Genomic DNA, 19,118 nt, shown 5'->3' on the forward strand with positions numbered 1-19,118 from the left:
GACCGCAGGGAGGCAGAACATGGCCCGCATCAGTCGTCGCACAGCCCTCACCGCCTTCGGGGCCACGGCCGCCGCGGTGCTCGCCCCGCCCGCCGGCAGCGCGTGGGCCGCCGACCGCAAGCACCGTCCAAGCCCGCTGTGGCGCGCCCACGCACACAACGACTACGAGCATCCGCGCCCCCTCCTCGACGCCCTCGACCACCGGTTCGGCAGCGTCGAGGCCGACATCTTCCTCGTCGGCGACCAGCTCCTCGTCGGCCACACCGTGGACGACCTCGATCCGACGCGCACGCTCGAATCCCTGTACCTCGACCCGCTGGCCAGAATCGTCAAGGCCAACCACGGTTCGGTGTACCGGGGCCGGCGCCGCCCGCTCCAGCTCCTCATCGACATCAAGACCGAGGGCTCCTCTACGTATCTCGAACTCGACCGTCATCTCCGGCGCCACAAGCACCTGTTCACGACCTACGTCCACGGCAAGGTGGTCCCCGGAGCGGTCACCGCCGTGATCTCCGGGGACCGGGCGGCCCGGGACCCCATGGAGGTCCAGCCGGTCCGGCGGGCCTTCTACGACGGCCGCCTCGCCGACCTCGGCTCCCCGGCGCCCGCCTCCTTCATCCCGCTGATCAGCGACAACTGGACGCTCAACTTCACCTGGCTCGGCGAAGGCGCCTTCCCCGAGGCCGAACGGCAGAAGCTGCGGAGCATCGTCGGGCAGGCCCACGCGCGCGGCCAGAAGGTGCGGTTCTGGGCCACCCCCGACCTGCCGGGTCCGGCCCGGGACGCGCTGTGGGGCGAACTCCTCGCCGCCGACGTCGACTACGTCAACACGGACGACCTGGCGGGCCTGGAGGCCTTCCTGGACGCCCGTCGATAGTCGTTCTCCCACGGGTGGGACACCACTCGTTCGGAGGACGCTTCCACCGCACGGACGAACCCTCCGCTACGCCACACTTGCGCCCGGATGCCGCGAAACGGAACCGGCGGCGTGGCGGAGGAGGCTGTCCATGGCGATTTCCATCTCGGTGCTGGTGCTGCTGCTGATCCTGGCGGTGATCTTCCTGCGCAGCGGCGGACTCAAGGTCTCCCACGCGTTGGTGTGCGCGCTCCTCGGCTTCTACCTCGCGAGCACGAGCATCGCGCCCACCATCCACAGCGGGATGACGGCGACCGCCGACATCGTCGGCAGTCTGCGCCCCTGAGCAGGGCCGGAGATCAACCCGAGAAGACCCCGATGCCGTTCGGAACGGGGCGTTCGGCGCCACCGGAGGGGTGGTTGAGGGCGGTGACGGAACTCGTGCCCGGCAACCGGGCGGCCATCGTCGTCGAGCCGCCGCCGTCCAGGCTGAAGGCGTCGACCGAGCCCAACGTCCGCATGGCGCCCGCGACTTCCGCGATCGTCAGTCCGCCGCGGTAGTCGGGCGCCCCGTCCAGTGCGAGGAGATACAGCGTTCGGCCGCCGTCCGCGATGCCCACGGCCGTTCGCACAGCCGACGTGGTGTCGTCGAGGCCGGGCAGCGCTCGGCCGTCCTCCAGCACCGGATAGCCGCCGAGCGCGAAGCGGTACGGGACCCGCGACGAGGCGGCGACCAGCCGGTGCCGCACCTTCACCGTCGAGCCGACCGCGAGCTTCCGCAACTCCTGCGCGCCCGCCTCCCGGCCCACGAGGACGGTGGTGTTCGCGGCGATCGGCCCGTGGCCAGGGGTGCCGGCCGCGGCGACGACGTGCCCGGCACGGACCGTCACCTCGTAGGTGTCGGTGCTGCACGGGGCCGCCCGGTCGGTGTCCGTCCCGCAGGTCGCCCGCACCCGGGACACGTTGCCCCAGTCCGAGGTGAACGCCCCCACCGAACCGACGGGCAGCGCGTACTGGTTGAGCCCGCCGAGTGGCAGCAGACCTTGGGGTGTGCGCACCGATCCGTCGAGTGCCAGGTCGTCCAGGCGGGCCCGGCGGTCGGTGCCCACCCCGAACACGTCCTCGGTGCTCGTGTCGGGTGGCAGCGCGGGCCCGAATCGCTGGCCGTCCGGGACCGCCCCCTTCAGCACCCGCCCGTGCGCGACCGCCGGTCCCACGCTCGCGCCGGTCGCCTCCACGCCCGGGTGCTGGGCCTCGGAGATGTTGAAGAAGTCGCCGTTCACGCCCGCGAGGGCGCCCTGTGCGGTCGCCTGCCGGGACACCGTGGCCCGCGCGGCCACCGCGCCCGGGTACAGCAGCTCCACCCGCACCCGCGGAGCGCGCAGGTCGACGCTCAGCACATGGGCGTGCGCCGGCCCCGCGGCCCCGGAGATGTCGAACTGGCCGTAGCTCACGCCCTTGGCGAGCCGCGTCCACTGCGGGGCGGCGCTCGCGGGTGCCGCGCCCACCAGGGCCGAACCGGCCAGGGTGCCGAGGGCGGCGAGAAACGTCAGTACCGATCTGCCTGCGCCGAAAAGTCCTTGACGGTGCGTCACAGCTCTCCCCTGAGGTCTCGTCAACTGTCCCAGAACTCAGGGGAAGTGCACCAGACGACGGGGAGCCGCGTGGCTACTCGGCACCGACCACACGCGAACGGATGAGGAAACGCACCCCCTCGGGTGCCTCCAGGGAGAATCCGCTGCCCCGCCCCTCGACGACGTCCACGATCAGCCGGGTGTGCGCCCACACCTCGTACTGGCTCCGCGACATCCAGAAGGTCACCGGCGCCTCGACCCCGGCCACGTCCAGCTCCGCCAGCAACACATCGGAACCACCGGTACGGAACTCGCCCTCCGGGTAGCACATCGGCGCGCTCCCGTCGCAGCAGCCGCCGGACTGATGGAACATCAGCGGCCCGTGCGCCTCGTGGAGCCGACGCAACAACTCACCGGCCGCGGCCGTGAGCTCGACCCGTGGCACCTCGTCGTACCCGGCACGTGCGGAATCCTCGTCCATGACCGACGAGTGCAGCACGGGGAAGGTTGCGAAGGGGTTGCACCGACCTCAGGACAGGTCGAGGGGCGCCGGGTTCCACTTGTACCGCGCGTCGTCCTCGTCCTTGAGCAGAACACCGGCCTGGGCCATGCGGTCCAGGATGTCCACGAGCATGTCTCCCAGGGGATATCCGTCGACCCAGAACATCCGCTTCACCGAGGAGAACTTCTGGTCGGGCGGAAAGACGCCCAGAAAGACTCCGAGCCGGAACGCCGCGACGTCATAGTCGAGCCAGTCGGCCAGCACATCCTTGAGCTCCATACAGTCACCGTCCTATGAGGCATTCCCGGCGGGCGCGTCGCGTCCCGCGGCGCTAGCAGGTGGCGAAGTCGCAGCCGAAGTCGAGGAGGAAGAAGAAGCCGGGAAGGGGCCACAGGACCGCCGCCGCGACGAGACCCGCCGCCAGCCGGCGTGACCTCTTGCGGCCAAGCCGCCGGACTCGGTCAGGGTCCTCGCCCTGGGCCACGGCCGGTTGCCTCCACTTGGCCGTCACCGACCAGATCGCGATCAGGCCGATCCAGACAATCGCATCGGAGCGGCCGGACCACGTGCTGAGTTGGTAGATGGACCGGCCGTCCGCGACGAAGATCACGGGCTGACTGTAGGCCCCTGTCCTGCGAGGGCGGCCGGCGGGGCGTCACGGGTGTGCGTCGCCGGCCGCCGCGTCACGGCGCGAACCGCGTGAAGTGCGCCGGTGTGTGGTCGATCGGCAGGTCCGGACGCCACACCGTGAGGCCCTGGGCGCTGCACACGAACAGGTTCTCCGGGAGGCGGTCCAAAGGGAACCAGCGCCAGTCGCCGACGCGTTCGTCGGGCTGGTCGGACGGTTCGCCGTGCCAGGTGGTGACCTCGGTGGCCACGGTCATCCGGACCACCCCCTCGACATGATCGAGGAGTGTGCCCAGGAGCCGTACGTCGGAAGGGCGGGACTCGATCCCGGTCTCCTCGCGGAGTTCGCGGACGACGGTCTCCTCCAGTGACTCCCCGGGCTCCACCGTGCCCCCTGGCAACTCCCAGGTCCCGCGCCGGTGCCGGCCGAGGAGCAGTCCGCGCGGGCCGTACAGGATGGCGCCGACCCCGATCGCCGCATGCGGGACCGGAGGGCGGCTGCCGCGGGGGCGGGAGGAGACCCGGACCGGGCGGGTCACCCGGAAGATCCGGTACGAGGCGTGGTTGTCCTTCTCCGGCGCGTCGAGGACTTCGACACCCTCGACCCGGAGACCGTTCTCGGCCAGCAGGTCGGTCCAGAGGTCGGGCGTCAGCACCCACACGTGCACGGTCACCTCACCGCCTCCCGCCGGCCGCAGCATTTCGGGCCGGGACTCGACGGCCGTCGAGGGGCCGTCCCCGCGGGAGTTGGTGTGCAGCACCGTGAAGCACAGCGTCCCCCCGGGACGCAGCGCCGCGGCGACGGCCGGCAGCAGCCGGCGGGGATCGATGTACGGCATCCCGTTGACCGAGTAGATGACGTCGTACGGCTCCGCCGTGCCCAGGTGTTCGACGGCGTCGGCCCTGATCAGGTTCAGGCCGGGCACGGAGCCGTGAGCGGCGCGGGCCCGTTCGTGCTGGGCGGGGCAGGAGTCGACCGCGTCCACCGAGACGCCGTGCGCCCGCACCAGGTGCGCCGCGTGCCGGGCCGGCCCGCAGCCGAGGTCCAGCACCCGGCGCCCGGCGAGTTCGCCGAGGATCTCGGCGCCCGGCCCGGTGCCCCAGAAGCCCCAGTCGAACCGCGTCGGCTCCGGCAGCACCGTGCCGCGCCGCAGATGGTGGTCGCCGTAGGCCTGCCAGGCCGCGGCGTTCACGGATTCCGGGTCGACGGGGCGACTGGTCAAGGTGCCTCCAGGGTGCGGTGGTCGAGGCCGCCACCCTATGTGCCATCCCGGCCGCCCTTTGCCGTCGCGCATCTTGACGTGTACTCGGCAGAGTAGCTTCCATGGGAGCGCTCCCATTCCCACGCCTCATTCCCTTTGCCGTCAACCCCACCCACCCCTGGAGCCGCAATGAGAAGAACGAGAACGAGCCCCTTGCGCACCTGCCTGGCCGTACTGACCGCCCTGATCGGCCTCGTGGTCCCCGGCGCCCTCTGCCCAGGGACCGCCCAGGCTGCCGTCGAGCCCGGCACCCAGGCCACCGGCCTGCACATCAGCAACGGCCGCCTCGTCGAGGGCAACGGCAACGACTTCGTGATGCGCGGCGTCAACCACGCCCACACCTGGTATCCCGACGAACTCGGTTCGCTGGCCGACATCAAGGCACAGGGCGCCAACACCGTCCGGGTCGTCCTCGCCGACGGACACCGCTGGACCGCCAACAGCGCAGCGGACGTGGCCAACGTCATCGCCCAGTGCAAGGCCAACAAGCTCATCTGCGTCCTGGAGGTGCACGACACCACCGGCTACGGCGAGGAGAGCGCCGCCGGCACCCTCGACCAGGCCGCCGACTACTGGATCGGCCTGAAGGACGTGCTCGCCGGCCAGGAGAACTACATCATCATCAACATCGGCAACGAGCCCTGGGGGAACACCGGTCCGGAAGGGTGGACCGCTCCGACCATCGCCGCGATCCAGAAGCTCCGCAATGCCGGCCTCCAGCACACGATCATGGTGGACGCGCCCAACTGGGGTCAGGACTGGCAGCAGGTCATGCGCACCAACGCCCGGTCCGTGTACGCCGCCGACACCACCGGCAACCTGATCTTCTCGATCCACATGTACAGCGTCTACGACACCGCGGCCGAGGTCACCGACTATCTGAACGCCTTCGTCGACGCCAAACTGCCCATCCTCATAGGGGAGTTCGGCGGCCCCGCCGACCAGTGGGGCGATCCCGACGAGGACACCATGATGGCGACGGCCCAGCAGCTCAAACTCGGGTACCTCGCCTGGTCCTGGAGCGGCAACACCGACCCGGCCCTCGACCTCGTGCTCAACTTCGACCCGGCCCAGATGACGTCGTGGGGGCAGCGCATCTTCCACGGCCCCAACGGCATCGCGCAGACCGCCAAGGAGGCCACGGTCTTCGGAGGCGGCTCCACCGACACCCAGGCCCCGACCGCTCCCGGCACCCCGAGCGCCTCCGCGGTGACGGCGTCCTCGGCCCACCTCGCCTGGACCGCGTCCTCTGACAACGTTGGCATCGCCGGATACGACGTCGTGCGGGTCAGCGGGGGCACGGAGACCACGGTCGCGTCCGCCACCGGCACCTCGGTGACGGTCACCGGCCTGAACGCCAACACCGCCTATTCCTTTGCCGTTTACGCCCGTGACGCGGCAGGCAACAAGTCGGCCCGCTCGGCGACGGTGAGCGTCACCACCGCGTCCACGCCCGCCGGGAGCTGCTCGGTCGGCTATCGCGTGGTCGGCGAGTGGTCCGGCGGCTTCCAGGGCGAGATCGTCGTCCGCAACACGGGGACGACGGCCGTCACCGGCTGGAAGCTGGGCTTCTCCTTCGCCGACGGACAGACCGTCTCCACCATGTGGGGCGGCACCGCCGCGCAGAGCGGTGGCTCGGTGACCGTCACCCCGGCCTCGTACACCAACACCGTCCCCGCCGGGGGCTCGGTGACCGTCGGCTTCATCGGCAGCAAGGGGGCCAGGAACACCGCGCCCGGCGCGTTCACCCTCAACGGGGCGTCCTGCGTGAACGGTTGATGTACCTCCGACATCAGGTCAACTGTCCCGGACTCTTGACTCGGAACGCGCTCGTCGCGATCCTCGACGCATCTATTGCGCCGGTCATGACAACTCCAAGGGCAGTCAAAACTCCCTCGGTCGACGGCGCCCCCGCCGACCGAGGGACGTGTGCCGTGACCGGACGCTCCTGCCGCAGACGCAAGAACATCACCATCGTCTCCGTGCTCTTCCTGGTACTGGCCGCGATCCTCGGCCCCACGCCGAGTTCGGCCGCCACCGACTGGTGGACGCCGACCGCACGGCCCACCCCCGACGCCCAGATCAACGTGACCGGAGCGCCCTTCACCGGCACCAATTCCGCAGGTGAGGTACGGGGGTTCGTCGACGCGCACAACCACCTCTTCTCCAACGAGGCCTTCGGTGGCCGACTGATCTGCGGCAAGGTGTTCTCCGAGTCCGGAGTCGCCGACGCCCTCAAGGACTGCCCCGAGCACTACCCCGACGGCAGCCTCGCGCTCTTCGACTACATCACCCACGGTGGCGACGGCAAGCACGACCCGACCGGCTGGCCCACCTTCAAGGACTGGCCGGCCTACAACTCGATGACCCACCAGGCCAACTACTACGCCTGGGTGGAGCGGGCCTGGCGCGGTGGCCAGCGGGTGCTCGTCAACGACCTCGTCACCAACGGGATGATCTGCTCGATCTACCCTTTCAAGGACCGTGGTTGTGACGAGATGACCTCGATCCGCCTCCAGGCCAAGCTCGCCTACGACCTCCAGGGCTTCGTCGACAAGATGTACGGCGGCACCGGCAAGGGCTGGTTCCGGATCGTCACCGACAGCGCGCAGGCCCGACAGGTCATCGAGCAGGGCAAGTTGGCCGTCGTGCTCGGCGTCGAGACCTCCGAGCCGTTCGGCTGCAAGCAGATCCTCGACATCGGGCAATGCAGCAAGGCGGACATCGACAAGGGCCTCGACGAGCTCTACGGACTCGGTGTGCGCTCGATGTTCCTGTGCCACAAGTTCGACAACGCGCTGTGCGGGGTCCGCTTCGACGAGGGCGGTCTCGGCACCGCCATCAACGTCGGCCAGTTCCTGTCCACCGGCACCTTCTGGAAGACCGAGGCCTGCAAGGGCCCGCAGCACGACAACCCGATCGGCACGGCGGCCTCCGGGGCCGAGGCGGACCTGCCGGCGGGCGTCGACGTCCCCTCGTACGACAAGGCCGCGCAGTGCAACGTCCGCGGGCTCACCGATCTCGGCGAGTACGCCGTGCGCGGCATGATGAAACGCAAGATGATGCTCGAGATCGACCACATGAGCGTCAAGGCCACCGGCCAGGTCCTCGACATCTTCGAGGCCGCCAACTACCCCGGTGTGCTGTCCTCGCACAGCTGGATGGACCTCAACTGGACCGAACGCGTGTACTCGTTGGGCGGGTTCGTCGCCCAGTACATGCACGGCTCAGAGGGGTTCGCCGCCGAGGCGAAGCGCACGAAGGCCCTGCGGGACAAGTACGGCGTCGGATACGGCTTCGGCACCGACTTCAACGGCATCGGTGACCACCCCGCACCACGCGGAGCGGACGCCCCGAACAAGGTGACGTACCCCTTCAAGAGCGTCGACGGCGGCTCGGTGATCGACAAGGAGACCTCCGGGCAGCGCACCTTCGACTTCAACACCGACGGGGCCGCGCATGTCGGGCTGATCCCCGACTGGATCGAGGACATCCGGCTCGTCGGCGGTCAGGACGTGGTCGACGACCTGTTCCGCGGGGCCGAGTCCTACCTCGGCACCTGGGGCGCCACCGAGCGGCACCAGGCCTCCGTCAACCTCGCCGACAGACGTCCGGCCGCGGCCAGTTCGTCCGAGTCCAACCCCTTCACCAGCTACCAGCCGGGGCGGGCCGTGGACGGCGACGACTCCAGCCGCTGGGCGAGCGACTGGAGCGACGACCAGTGGTGGCAGGTCGACCTGGGCTCCACCAACCTGGTCTCCAAGGTCACGCTCGACTGGGAGCGGGCGTACGGGAAGTCGTACCGGATCGAGCTGTCGACGGACGGGACGAACTGGCGGACCGTCTGGTCGACGACCTCCGGTGACGGCGGTCTGGACACCGCCAAGTTCGCCGGTACCCCGGCGCGTTACGTCCGGGTCCACGGTCTCGGCCGCGGCACCGACTGGGGATACTCGCTCTACGAGGTGGGCGTCCACAGCGGCTGATCCGTTCGACAGCGGGGGACACACATGGCACGCATGCCGTCGGCCGAGCGGCGCCGACAGCTGACGGAAGCGGCGATCAGGGCGATGGCCCGGGACGGCGTGGCGAAGACGACGACCCGGTCCATCGCCGCCGAGGCCGGCGTGTCCCTGAGCGTCTTCCACTACTGCTTCGACTCCAAGCAGGCCCTCGTCGAGGCCGTGATCACCACGCTCACCGACCACTCGGTGAGCGTGGTGCAGGAGGCGCTGCGCCCGAAGGACACCCTGGAGGAGACCGTCGACGCCGGTTTCCGGGCCTACTGGGACCATGTCCGCGCCAACCCCGAGGCGCACATGCTCACCTACGAGCTCACCCAGTACGCCCTGCGCGAGCCCGGCTTCGACCACCTCGCCAGACGCCAGTACGAGCTGTACGGCGAGGCCTACGCCGAGCTCATCGAGCAGCTGCGCCGGGACATGGACCTGGAGCTGAGGGTGCCCGTGTCCGTCCTGGCCCGCTATCTCGCGGCCATGACCGACGGGCTCACCCTCAACTACCTCGTGCTCGGCGACGCGGCCGCCTGGTCGGACATCCTCGACACCGTCACGGCACACATCGCGGGCCTCGTGCGCTGAGGATGCGCTGAGACCGGTCAGGATCCGAGAAGCGTGAGCCGGGAGCCGTGGCTAGCGTGACGGTCATGGACATCACCCTTCGGGCGAGCTTCCTTCCGCATGACGACCCGGAAGCGTCGCTGGCGTTCTACCGGGACGTGCTCGGCTTCGAGGTCCGGGGTGACACCGGCCGCGGAGGCCGGCGCCGGATCACGGTCGGTCCCGCGGGCGGCCCCTCGGTGGTGCTGCACCCCGTGGGCGAGGACCCCGGGCTCCTGCTCACCACCACCGATCTCGACGCCGCCTTCGAGTGGCTCCAGGCACGAGCCGAGGTGATCCAGGAGCCGATCGAGCAGTCGTACGGTGTGCGGGACTGCGCCTTCCTCGACCCCGCGGGCAATGTGATCCGGGTCCAGGAGCTGCGCTGAGACGCACGCCTCGACATAGTGTTCGAAGTCGTCGAAACGGGAGGACGAAAGACCATGAGCAAGGCCACTCCGGGCGACCGGCACACCGCTGACAGCCACGACCTGATCCGCGTGCACGGGGCGCGCGAGAACAACCTCAAGGACGTCAGCATCGAGATCCCGAAGCGCCGGCTCACGGTCTTCACCGGAGTCTCCGGCTCAGGCAAGAGCTCCCTGGTCTTCGACACCATCGCCGCCGAGTCGCAGCGGCTGATCAACGAGACCTACAGCGCCTTCGTCCAGGGCTTCATGCCCACCCTCGCCAGGCCCGAGGTCGACGTCCTCGACGGCCTCACCACCGCGATCACCGTCGACCAGCAGCGCCTCGGCGGCGACCCGCGCTCCACCGTGGGCACCGTCACCGACACCAACGCGATGCTGCGCATCCTTTTCAGCAGACTCGGCACCCCGCACATCGGCTCGCCCAAGGCCTTCTCCTTCAACGTCGCCTCCATCAGCGGCGCGGGCGCGGTCACCATGGAGCGCGGCGGGCAGACCGTGAAGGAGCGGCGCAGCTTCAGCATCGTCGGCGGCATGTGTCCGCGCTGCGAGGGCCGGGGCACCGTCAACGACATCGACCTCGGCCAGCTCTACGACGACTCCAAGTCGCTGGACGAGGGCGCCCTGACCATCCCCGGCTACAAGGCCGGCGGCTGGAACTACCGCCTCTACAGCGAGTCCGGCTTCTTCCCCGCGGACAAGCCGATCGGGAAGTTCACCAAGCGCGAGCTCCAGGACTTCCTGTACCGCGAGCCGACCAGGATGAAGATCGCGGGCATCAACATGACCTACGAGGGTCTTGTGCCGCGGATCCAGAAGTCGATGCTCGCGAAGGACCGCGAGTCGATGCAGCCGCACATCCGGGAGTTCGTGGACCGGGCCATCACCTTCATGGTGTGCCCCGACTGCGAGGGCACCCGGCTCAACGAGGGCGCCCGGTCCTCGAAGATCAAGGGGGTCAGCATCGCCGACGCCTGCGCGATGCAGATCAGCGACCTCGCCGACTGGGTCCGCGCGCTGAAGGAACCGTCGGTCGGGCCGCTGCTCACGGCGCTGGGGGAGACCCTCGACTCCTTCGTGGAGATCGGGCTCGGCTATCTCTCCCTGGACCGGCCCTCGGGCACGCTGTCCGGCGGCGAGGCGCAGCGCACCAAGATGATCCGTCATCTCGGCTCCTCGCTCACCGATGTCACCTACGTCTTCGACGAACCGACGATCGGGCTGCACCCGCACGACATCCAGCGCATGAACAACCTGCTGCTGCGCCTGCGGGACAAGGGGAACACGGTGCTCGTCGTGGAGCACAAGCCGGAGACGATCGTGATCGCCGACCATGTCGTCGACCTCGGCCCGGGGGCCGGTACGGCGGGCGGTTCGGTCTGCTTCGAGGGCACTGTCGAGGGGCTGCGGACCAGTGACACGGTCACCGGGCGCCACTTCGACGACCGGGCCGGTCTCAAGGACACGGTCCGCAAGGCGACCGGCGTGCTGGAGATCCGGGGTGCGAGCACGCACAACCTCCAGGACGTCGACGTGGACATCCCGCTCGGGGTGCTGACCGTGATCACCGGGGTGGCGGGGTCCGGCAAGAGCTCGCTCGTGCACGGGTCGATCCCGGTCGCGGAGGGGGTGGTGTCCGTGGACCAGGGGGCGATCCGTGGCTCGCGGCGCAGCAACCCGGCGACGTACACGGGACTCCTCGAGCCGATCCGGAAGGCGTTCGCGAAGGTCAACGGGGTGAAGCCTGCGCTGTTCAGCGCGAACTCGGAGGGGGCGTGTCCCACCTGCAACGGTGCGGGGGTCGTCTACACCGACCTCGCGATGATGGCCGGGGTCGCGACGACCTGCGAGGAGTGCGAGGGGAAGCGGTTCCAGGCCTCGGTCCTCGAGTACCACCTCGGTGGGCGGGACATCAGCGAGGTGCTCGCGATGCCGGTGACGGAGGCGTTGGAGTTCTTCGACACCGGTGAGGCACGGACGCCCGCCGCACACCGGATCCTGGAGCGCCTGTCGGACGTCGGGCTCGGCTACCTCACCCTCGGGCAGCCGCTCACCACGCTGTCCGGCGGTGAGCGGCAGCGGCTGAAGCTGGCGACCCACATGGGGGACAAGGGCGGCGTCTACATCCTCGACGAGCCGACGACCGGCCTTCACCTCGCCGACGTCGAACAGCTCCTCGGCCTCCTCGACCGCCTCGTCGACGCCGGCAAGTCCGTCATCGTCGTCGAACACCACCAGGCGGTCATGGCCCACGCCGACTGGATCATCGACCTCGGCCCGGGAGCGGGCCACGACGGCGGCCGGATCGTCTTCGAGGGGACTCCGGCGGAACTGGTGGCGACGGGGGGCACGCTGACGGCGGAGCATCTGGCGGCTTACGTGGGGGAGTGACGGCGGAGCATCTGGCGGCTTACGTGGGGGAGTGACGGCGGTCGGGTCCGGGCGGCGACTTGACGTGCGGGCTGGGGGCGAGGGGCGGGGCGTGGGCTGCTCGGTGGGCGGCCACCTGTTCGCGCGGGCTGCGGCAGCCGGGGTGCGGCGTGTACCGCAAAGGCGATCCCGGCGGCACCTTCGGGAGGGGGAGCAATCGGGTTCGGAGCGGATCCACGGGCCCGTCTCTCCCCCCTCCTGGCGCAGAGCTGTCCGTTGCTCCGCCGGGCGACCCCGGGGTGGTGATCTCGGACAGTGCGGAAGCACCCCGGCTCGGAGCCCGTCGGCGTGGACGTGTCCTCGTCCTCCGCGCGGTGGCCGAAAGTACCCCGGCCCCCGCCCCTCTCCGTCCTCCACCCACCCACCCACGGCACGGAATCCCCTGACCGGTGTCGCGCATATCCGGCCCCCGTCTGTCCCGCACCTCCACGCACGGCGGCGGATCTCCCGGCCCCGCCTCCCCGCCCCCCGCCGTGCATCCCCCCGCCCCGCCCGGCCGGAACCGACCCCTTGACCCCTGGCTCGCCCTCCCTGATGCTCGGTTGCGCATAGCGCGTCGTGTCGCGAATGAGGCAACCAAGCGTAGTCGGAGGAGTGACCCATGGCTCATGAGGTTCGTGCTGTCGTCGCCCGGGCGAAGGGCGCCCCCGTCTCCGTCGAGACGATCGTCGTGCCCGACCCGGGGCCCGGCGAGGCGCTGGTGAAGGTGGAGGCGTGCGGGGTCTGTCACACCGATCTGCACTACCGGGAGGGCGGGATCAACGACGAGTTCCCCTTCCTGCTGGGGCACGAGGCGGCAGGCCGGGTCGAAGCCGTCGGGGAGGGCGTCACCGGCCTCGCACCCGGTGACTTCGTCATCCTCAACTGGCGCGCGGTCTGCGGCACCTGCCGCGCATGCAGCAAGGGCAAGCCCTGGTACTGCTTCGACACGCACAACGCGCAGCAGAAGATGACCCTCACCGACGGCACCCCGCTCGCCCCCGCCCTCGGCATCGGTGCCTTCGCCGAGAAGACCCTCGTCGCCGCCGGCCAGTGCACCAAGGTCGACCCCGCCGCCCCGGCGACCGCCGCCGGCCTGCTCGGCTGCGGGGTCATGGCCGGCTTCGGCGCGGCCGTGAACACCGGCGCGGTCGGCCGCGGGGACTCCGTCGCCGTCATCGGCTGCGGCGGAGTCGGCACGGCCGCCGTCGCGGGAGCCCGGCTCGCCGGCGCCACCAAGGTCATCGCCGTCGACGTGGACCCGCGCAAACTGGAACGCGCCACCGGGATGGGTGCCACCCACACCGTCGACTCCCGCGAGACCGACCCCGTCGAGGCGATCCGCGAACTGACCGGCGGCTTCGGCGCCGACGTCGTCGTCGAGGCGGTCGGCCGCCCCGAGACGTACCAGCAGGCCTTCTATGCCCGCGACCTCGCCGGCACCGTCGTCCTGGTCGGTGTCCCGACCCCGGAGATGAAGCTGGAGCTGCCGCTCCTCGACGTCTTCGGACGCGGCGGCTCCCTCAAGTCCTCCTGGTACGGCGACTGCCTGCCCTCCCGTGACTTCCCCGCCCTCATCGACCTCTACCTGTCGGGGCGCTTCGACCTCGACGCCTTCGTCTCCGAGACCATCGGCCTCGAGGACGTGGAGAAGGCGTTCGAGAAGATGCACCGGGGTGAGGTGCTGCGCTCCGTGGTCGTGCTGTGACGTTCCCCCATGCGCACCAAGTTGCGCAAGAAGCAACCTCGGGGGTCGGCCGTGTCCGCCCCCTGGACTCCTTGACAAGGGTTTGCGGGCGCCCGCACACTGACGTTGCGTTCACCGCAATCCGTTTCGCTATACGCACCGAGGTGTCATGATGATTCCCGCGTGCCGTCTCGTGGATCTTCCGCGAGGCGAGGCCTACCGGCTCGACATCGATCCGCCGGTCTCGGTGTTCCACACCGACGACGGCGAGGTCTTCGCCATCGACGACACCTGCACCCATCAGGACGCCTCGCTCGCCGACGGCTGGCTGGAGGGCTGCGAGGTCGAATGCCCGCTGCACGCCTCGAAGTTCGACCTGCGCACGGGTGCCGTCGACGCCCCGCCGGCCAAACGCCCGGTGCGCACCCACGAGGTCCGCGTCGAGGACGGCATGATCTACGTCCGGCTCTCCACCGACGCCCCCAACCTGCCGCCCTGCGTGGCCGTCCGGCTCGCCGGAGGACCCGCGTGAAAACCGTCGCCGTGGTCGGCGCCTCGCTCGCCGGCCTGTCGGCGGCACGCTCCCTGCGCAAGCGGGGCTACGACGGACGGCTCGTCGTCATCGGCGACGAACTCCACCGCCCGTACGACAGACCGCCGTTGTCCAAGGAGTTCCTGGCCGGCTCCCTGGGCGAGGCGGACCTCGCGCTGGAGACGGACGACGAGGACCTGGGCGCCGAGTGGCTGCTCGGCGTCCGCGCCACCGGACTCGACGGCCCGCGGCGCGCCGTACGGCTCGACGACGGCGGCGAGATCCGGGCGGACGGCGTCGTCATCGCGACCGGCGCCACCGCCCGCACCCTGCCCGGCACGGCGGGCCTCGCCGGGGTGCACACCCTGCGCACCCTGGACGACGCCCGCGCGCTGCGAGACGAACTCGCCCTGGGCGGACGGCTGGTGGTGATCGGCGGCGGTTTCGTCGGCGCCGAGGTCGCTTCCACGGCGTACGCCCTCGGACTCGACGTGACCGTGGTCGAAGCCGCCCCCACCCCGCTGGCCGGGCCGCTCGGTGCCGCCATGGGAGGGATCGTCTCCGCCCTCCACGCGGACCACGGCGTACGGCTGTTGTGCGGAGTCGGCGTCAAGGGACTGAGCGGCGAGAGCCGGGTCGAGGCCGTCCTGCTGGAGGACGGCCGCAGCCTGCCCGCCGACCTGGTGGTCGTGGGCGTCGGCGCCCGTCCCTGTGTCGAGTGGCTGGCCGGCTCCGGCATCGAACTCGCCGACGGCGTGGTCTGCGGCACCGACGGACGCACCGGCCTCGCCGGAGTCGTCGCGGTCGGCGACTGCGCCTCCTGGTACGACCCGCGCGCGGGCCTGCACCGCCGCGTGGAGCACTGGACCGGCGCCCTGGAGCGGCCCGACGCGGCCGTGGCAGCGCTGCTGGCCGGAGGCGAGGTGGAACCGGCCGCGCCGAGGCCGCCGTACTTCTGGTCCGACCAGTACGGCGTCAGGATCCAGTTCGCCGGTCACGCGGCCGGTGCCGACAGCGTGACGATCGAGGAAGGCGCCCGGGACGACCGCAACGTCCTGGCCGTCTACCGGCGCGGGGAGCATCCGGTCGCCGTGCTCGGGATGAACCAGCCGCGGCTGTTCATGCGCTGGCGCAAGCAACTCGCCGCCGCGGCCTGACCGTTCACCGCCGCGACTCCCTACAGAACGCCGCCGGCTCCGGCCGGCCGTGCCTCACCGGTCCACGACATCCCCGAGGAGTGCCCTGTGACCTCGACCAGCCTGCCGGACAGTCTGATCGCCACCCTCCCCGGCGCCTCCTACACGGATCCCGGGATCTTCGCCCAGGAGCAGGAGCGCATCTTCGAAGCGATGTGGTTCTGCGCCGTCCGCGCCGACGACCTGCCCCGCCCCGGCGCTTTCAGGACCGTGCAGGTGGGCCGGGAGAGCATCCTGATCGCACGCGCCCGGGACCACTCGGTCCGCGCCTGGTTCAACGTGTGCCGGCACCGCGGCGCCAAGCTGTGCACCGAGGAGTCCGGCGAGGTCAAGCGGGCCTTCCAATGCCCGTACCACGCCTGGACGTACGACCTGACGGGCAAGCTCGTCGCGGCCCCGAACCTGACGAAGATGCCGGACGTGGGCCGCACCGAGTACGGCCTGGCGGGCGTGGCCGTGCGCGAGTGGCTCGGCTATGTGTGGGTGTGCCTCGCCGAGGACCCGCCGCCCTTCGACGAGGTGATCCAGGACGTGATCACCCGGCTCGGCGACACCGAGTCCATCGAGCGCTACGACATCGACCACCTCAGCGTCGGCCGCCGGATCGTCTACGACGTGAAGGCGAACTGGAAGCTGATCATCGAGAACTTCATGGAGTGCTACCACTGCGCGACGATCCACCCCGAACTCACCGAGGTGCTCCCGGAGTTCGCCGACGGCTACGCCGCCCAGTACTACGTGGGCCACGGCGCGGAATTCGGCGAGGACATCCAGGGCTTCACCGTGGACGGCTCGGAGGGCCTGGACCGGCTGCCCGGAGTCTCCGAGGACCAGGACCGCCGCTACTACGCGATCACCGTGCGGCCGCAGGTCTTCGTCAACCTGGTGCCCGACCACGTGATCCTGCACCGGATGTACCCGATGGCCGCGGACCGGACGGTCGTCGAGTGCGACTGGCTCTACCTTCCGCACGTCGTCGAGAGCGGCAAGGACGTCAGCCGGTCGGTGGAGCTGTTCGACCGGGTCAACCGGCAGGACTTCGACGCCTGCGAGCGCACCCAGCCCGGGATGAGCTCACGGCTCTATGCCAAGGGCGGTGTCCTCGTGCCCAGCGAGCACCACATCGGGGAGTTCCACGACTGGGTGCAGGCCCGGCTGGGCGGTCAGCCCAGGTAGCCCATGCGGTGACTGATCTCCTGCGCGCCCTTGACCAGGACCGGGGCGAGTTCGTGCAGGCGCTCCTCGGAGAGCCGGTACGCGGGCCCCGAGGCGCTGAGCGCCGCGATGACCTCGCCGTCCCGGTCGCGCACCGGCGCGGCCATGGCGTGCAGACCCAGCTCCAGCTCCTCCAGGGCCCAGGCGTACCCGCGTTCCCGGGCCTCGGCGAGGTTCCGCTCGAGCTTGGTCTTCGCGGTGATGGTGCGCGGGGTGACCTTCTTCAGACCGGTCTCCGTCAGCAGCGCCGAGCGCTCCTCGTCGGGCAGGTGGGCCAGCAGGATCTTGCCGCTGGAAGTGGCGTGCAGCGGGGTCAGCTGGCCGACCCAGTTCTGCGCGGTGACGGCACCCGGGCCGCGCACCTGGTAGAGGTTGACCGCGTAGCTCTCCTGGAGCACCGCGAGGTTGACGGTCTCGCCGAGTTCCTCGGCCAGGTCCTCGCAGACCGGGCGGCTCTGCTGGGTGATGTCGATGCGCCCGGTGACCGCGCCGGCCAGCCGCACGATCCCGAAGCCGAGCCGGTACTTCCCGCGCTCACCGGCCTGTTCCACCAGGCCCCGCGCCTCCAGGGCCCCGAGGAGCCGGAACGCCGTGGACTTGTGGACCTCGATCTCGCCCGCGACCTCACTGACGCCGGCCTCGCCCCGGCGGGCCAGGATCTCCAGAACGTGAATGGCCCGGTCGACGGACTGCACTCCGCCGCTCGACGACCCTGTCGTTTCGTTGTCCGGGTTGTAGTTGCTCACAACGCAACTATACGCACTCTGCGCTACAGCGGGTTTGCGACCGCGACTCCGGGCGCCCCCGGCTTCCCGGGCGTTCACAGGAAACGCCGGATCGGGGTCACGGCCGCCTCCTTGGCCCGCTGGAGGGCCGGACGCCGTTTCCACCGGGCGAGTTCGATGGCCACGCTGTGCTCCAGATCGGCCTCGTAGTCCTGGTCGAGTGCGGCGGTGAACGTCTCGTCCAGCACGGCGAGCATGACCTCCTCGTCGTGGTCCATGGAGCGGCGGTTGAAGTTGGTGGAGCCGATGAGGGAGGCGACCGAGTCGACCGTGATGATCTTGGCGTGCATCATCGTCGGCTGGTACTGCCGGATCCGCACCCCCGCCTCCAGCAGCCGCCGGTAGTGCTGCTGACCGGCGAGCTGACAGGCGCGCTGGTCGGTGTGCGGGCCGGGGAGCAGGATCTCCACACGTACGCCCCGCCGGGCGGTGTCGCACAGCAGGTCGACGAAGTAGGTGTCGGGCGCGAAGTACGCGGTGGCGAGCCGGAACCGCTCCTCGGCGGAGGCGAGCATCACGCGGATGAGGGTCTGCATGTCCTGCCAGCCGATACTGGCGGAGCCGCGCACCACCTGTACGACCGACGAGCCGGCCTGGCGGTGCTCCGTGAAACGGTCGCGCTCGTCGAAGAGTTCGTCGTGGCACTCTGCCCAGTTCTGGGCGAACGCGGCGGCGATGCCGTCCACGGCCGGGCCGCGCACCTGGACATGGGTGTCCCGCCACTCCCCGGGGGTGCGGGCGTCACCGCACCACTCCTCCGCGATGCCCACCCCGCCGGTGAACGCGGTGTGCTCGTCGACGATCAGGGCCTTGCGGTGGCAGCGGTGGTTCTGCTTGAACGGCGACAGCCACACCGGCTTGCGGAACCAGGCCACCTGCACTCCGGCGGTGTCCATGAGGTCCAGCAGGCTCGGCTCGATCTCCTTGGCGCCGAAACCGTCGAGCAGCAGCCGTACCCGCACACCCGCCCGGGCGCGGTCGGCGAGAGCGGCGGCGAAGTCGCGGGCGATCTCGCCGCGCCAGTAGACGAACGTCATCATGTCGATCGTGTGCCGCGCCGATTGGATCGCCCCGAGCATCGCGGGGAAGATCCGGTCGCCGTTGCGCAAGGGGACCAGCTCGTTGCCTTCGGTGGCGGCGACGCCGATCAGCCGCTCCAGGCGGCGCCGCAGCCGCAGCTTGCGGGCCTCCGCGCCGGATGCGGGGGACACGGGTCTGTCATCGAGGATCACGCCGAATCTCCCGGAGGGTAGGACCGTTGGTCGCGGGCCGCGGTGCGGCCCGGAGAGCGGATGCCCGGGAGCCCCGCACTCACTCCCGGCCGCCGTGCCCCGGTCGCGGAAGAGTCGCGGAAGATCCGCGAAGTGCGGGCATATGCGCAGGAGGTGGGGGTAGACGGCTGATCGCCGGTCGCCGGACCGGCTCA

At 70.4% G+C, this 19,118-nt stretch carries 18 protein-coding genes; 11 read left to right on the forward strand and 7 right to left on the reverse strand.

Annotation, left to right across the window (positions count from 1 at the left end; all coding sequences use genetic code 11):
• The first annotated feature begins 19 nt into the window (after window positions 1-19).
• The gene (locus tag IF54_RS0109425) at window positions 20-877 is read left to right on the forward strand and encodes a phosphatidylinositol-specific phospholipase C/glycerophosphodiester phosphodiesterase family protein (RefSeq protein ID WP_030316473.1); all 858 of its coding nucleotides are present in this window, start codon (window positions 20-22) and stop codon (window positions 875-877) included.
• Between the two features lie 130 nt (window positions 878-1,007).
• Entirely contained in the window at window positions 1,008-1,202 is a 195-nt protein-coding gene (locus IF54_RS0109430; protein ID WP_030316475.1) for a hypothetical protein, read from the forward strand.
• A gap of 13 nt (window positions 1,203-1,215) precedes the next feature.
• Here IF54_RS0109430 and IF54_RS0109435 read toward each other — a convergent pair whose 3' ends face one another.
• The 5 genes from IF54_RS0109435 to IF54_RS0109455 form a co-directional block, all read right to left on the reverse strand.
• Window positions 1,216-2,451: a phosphodiester glycosidase family protein gene (locus tag IF54_RS0109435; RefSeq protein ID WP_030316477.1), complete on the reverse strand. Its 1,236-nt coding sequence runs from the start codon at window positions 2,449-2,451 to the stop codon at window positions 1,216-1,218.
• A gap of 73 nt (window positions 2,452-2,524) precedes the next feature.
• Window positions 2,525-2,911: a DUF779 domain-containing protein gene (locus IF54_RS0109440; protein WP_030316479.1), complete on the reverse strand. Its 387-nt coding sequence runs from the start codon at window positions 2,909-2,911 to the stop codon at window positions 2,525-2,527.
• A 48-nt stretch (window positions 2,912-2,959) separates the two neighbouring features.
• A complete protein-coding gene (locus tag IF54_RS0109445; RefSeq protein WP_030316480.1) occupies window positions 2,960-3,211 on the reverse strand; it encodes a hypothetical protein in 252 nt (83 codons plus the stop codon).
• Window positions 3,212-3,263: 52 nt separating this feature from the next.
• Window positions 3,264-3,542, reverse strand: coding sequence for a hypothetical protein (locus IF54_RS0109450; RefSeq protein WP_030316482.1), 279 nt, complete (start codon window positions 3,540-3,542; stop codon window positions 3,264-3,266).
• A 73-nt stretch (window positions 3,543-3,615) separates the two neighbouring features.
• Entirely contained in the window at window positions 3,616-4,782 is a 1,167-nt protein-coding gene (locus tag IF54_RS0109455; RefSeq protein WP_030316484.1) for a bifunctional class I SAM-dependent methyltransferase/NUDIX hydrolase, read from the reverse strand.
• Window positions 4,783-4,950: 168 nt separating this feature from the next.
• Between IF54_RS0109455 and IF54_RS0109460 the strand changes: the two genes are divergently transcribed.
• The 9 genes from IF54_RS0109460 to IF54_RS0109500 all read left to right on the forward strand — a co-directional run bounded on the left by IF54_RS0109460 (window position 4,951) and on the right by IF54_RS0109500 (window position 16,868).
• Window positions 4,951-6,600: a cellulase family glycosylhydrolase gene (locus IF54_RS0109460; protein ID WP_030316486.1), complete on the forward strand. Its 1,650-nt coding sequence runs from the start codon at window positions 4,951-4,953 to the stop codon at window positions 6,598-6,600.
• Window positions 6,601-6,755: 155 nt separating this feature from the next.
• Complete coding sequence (locus IF54_RS0109465) at window positions 6,756-8,807, forward strand: discoidin domain-containing protein (RefSeq protein ID WP_030316488.1); 2,052 nt, start codon at window positions 6,756-6,758, stop codon at window positions 8,805-8,807.
• Window positions 8,808-8,831: 24 nt separating this feature from the next.
• On the forward strand, window positions 8,832-9,422 hold the full coding sequence (locus tag IF54_RS0109470; RefSeq protein ID WP_030316489.1) for a TetR/AcrR family transcriptional regulator: 591 nt from the start codon (window positions 8,832-8,834) through the stop codon (window positions 9,420-9,422).
• A 65-nt stretch (window positions 9,423-9,487) separates the two neighbouring features.
• The gene (locus IF54_RS0109475) at window positions 9,488-9,829 is read left to right on the forward strand and encodes a VOC family protein (protein WP_030316491.1); all 342 of its coding nucleotides are present in this window, start codon (window positions 9,488-9,490) and stop codon (window positions 9,827-9,829) included.
• A 54-nt stretch (window positions 9,830-9,883) separates the two neighbouring features.
• On the forward strand, window positions 9,884-12,259 hold the full coding sequence (locus IF54_RS0109480; RefSeq protein WP_030316493.1) for an ATP-binding cassette domain-containing protein: 2,376 nt from the start codon (window positions 9,884-9,886) through the stop codon (window positions 12,257-12,259).
• 640 nt (window positions 12,260-12,899) lie between these two features.
• Window positions 12,900-13,985, forward strand: coding sequence for an S-(hydroxymethyl)mycothiol dehydrogenase (locus IF54_RS0109485; RefSeq protein ID WP_030316495.1), 1,086 nt, complete (start codon window positions 12,900-12,902; stop codon window positions 13,983-13,985).
• A 148-nt stretch (window positions 13,986-14,133) separates the two neighbouring features.
• Window positions 14,134-14,496, forward strand: a complete 363-nt coding sequence (locus IF54_RS0109490) for a bifunctional 3-phenylpropionate/cinnamic acid dioxygenase ferredoxin subunit (RefSeq protein WP_030316497.1) — start codon at window positions 14,134-14,136, stop codon at window positions 14,494-14,496.
• Window positions 14,493-15,653, forward strand: a complete 1,161-nt coding sequence (locus IF54_RS0109495; protein ID WP_030316499.1) for an NAD(P)/FAD-dependent oxidoreductase — start codon at window positions 14,493-14,495, stop codon at window positions 15,651-15,653. The genes IF54_RS0109490 and IF54_RS0109495 overlap by 4 nt, the downstream gene beginning before the upstream one ends.
• 87 nt (window positions 15,654-15,740) lie before the next feature.
• On the forward strand, window positions 15,741-16,868 hold the full coding sequence (locus tag IF54_RS0109500) for an aromatic ring-hydroxylating oxygenase subunit alpha (RefSeq protein WP_030316501.1): 1,128 nt from the start codon (window positions 15,741-15,743) through the stop codon (window positions 16,866-16,868).
• Here the strand turns inward: IF54_RS0109500 and IF54_RS0109505 are convergent.
• On the reverse strand, window positions 16,856-17,602 hold the full coding sequence (locus IF54_RS0109505; RefSeq protein ID WP_030316503.1) for an IclR family transcriptional regulator: 747 nt from the start codon (window positions 17,600-17,602) through the stop codon (window positions 16,856-16,858). The genes IF54_RS0109500 and IF54_RS0109505 overlap by 13 nt on opposite strands.
• Before the next feature lie 125 nt (window positions 17,603-17,727).
• A complete protein-coding gene (locus tag IF54_RS0109510) occupies window positions 17,728-18,924 on the reverse strand; it encodes a phospholipase D-like domain-containing protein (protein WP_030316505.1) in 1,197 nt (398 codons plus the stop codon).
• Between the last annotated feature and the right edge of the window lie 194 nt (window positions 18,925-19,118).

This window comes from Streptomyces sp. NRRL B-3229 (genome assembly GCF_000719505.1).
GTDB lineage: Bacteria > Actinomycetota > Actinomycetes > Streptomycetales > Streptomycetaceae > Streptomyces > Streptomyces griseorubiginosus.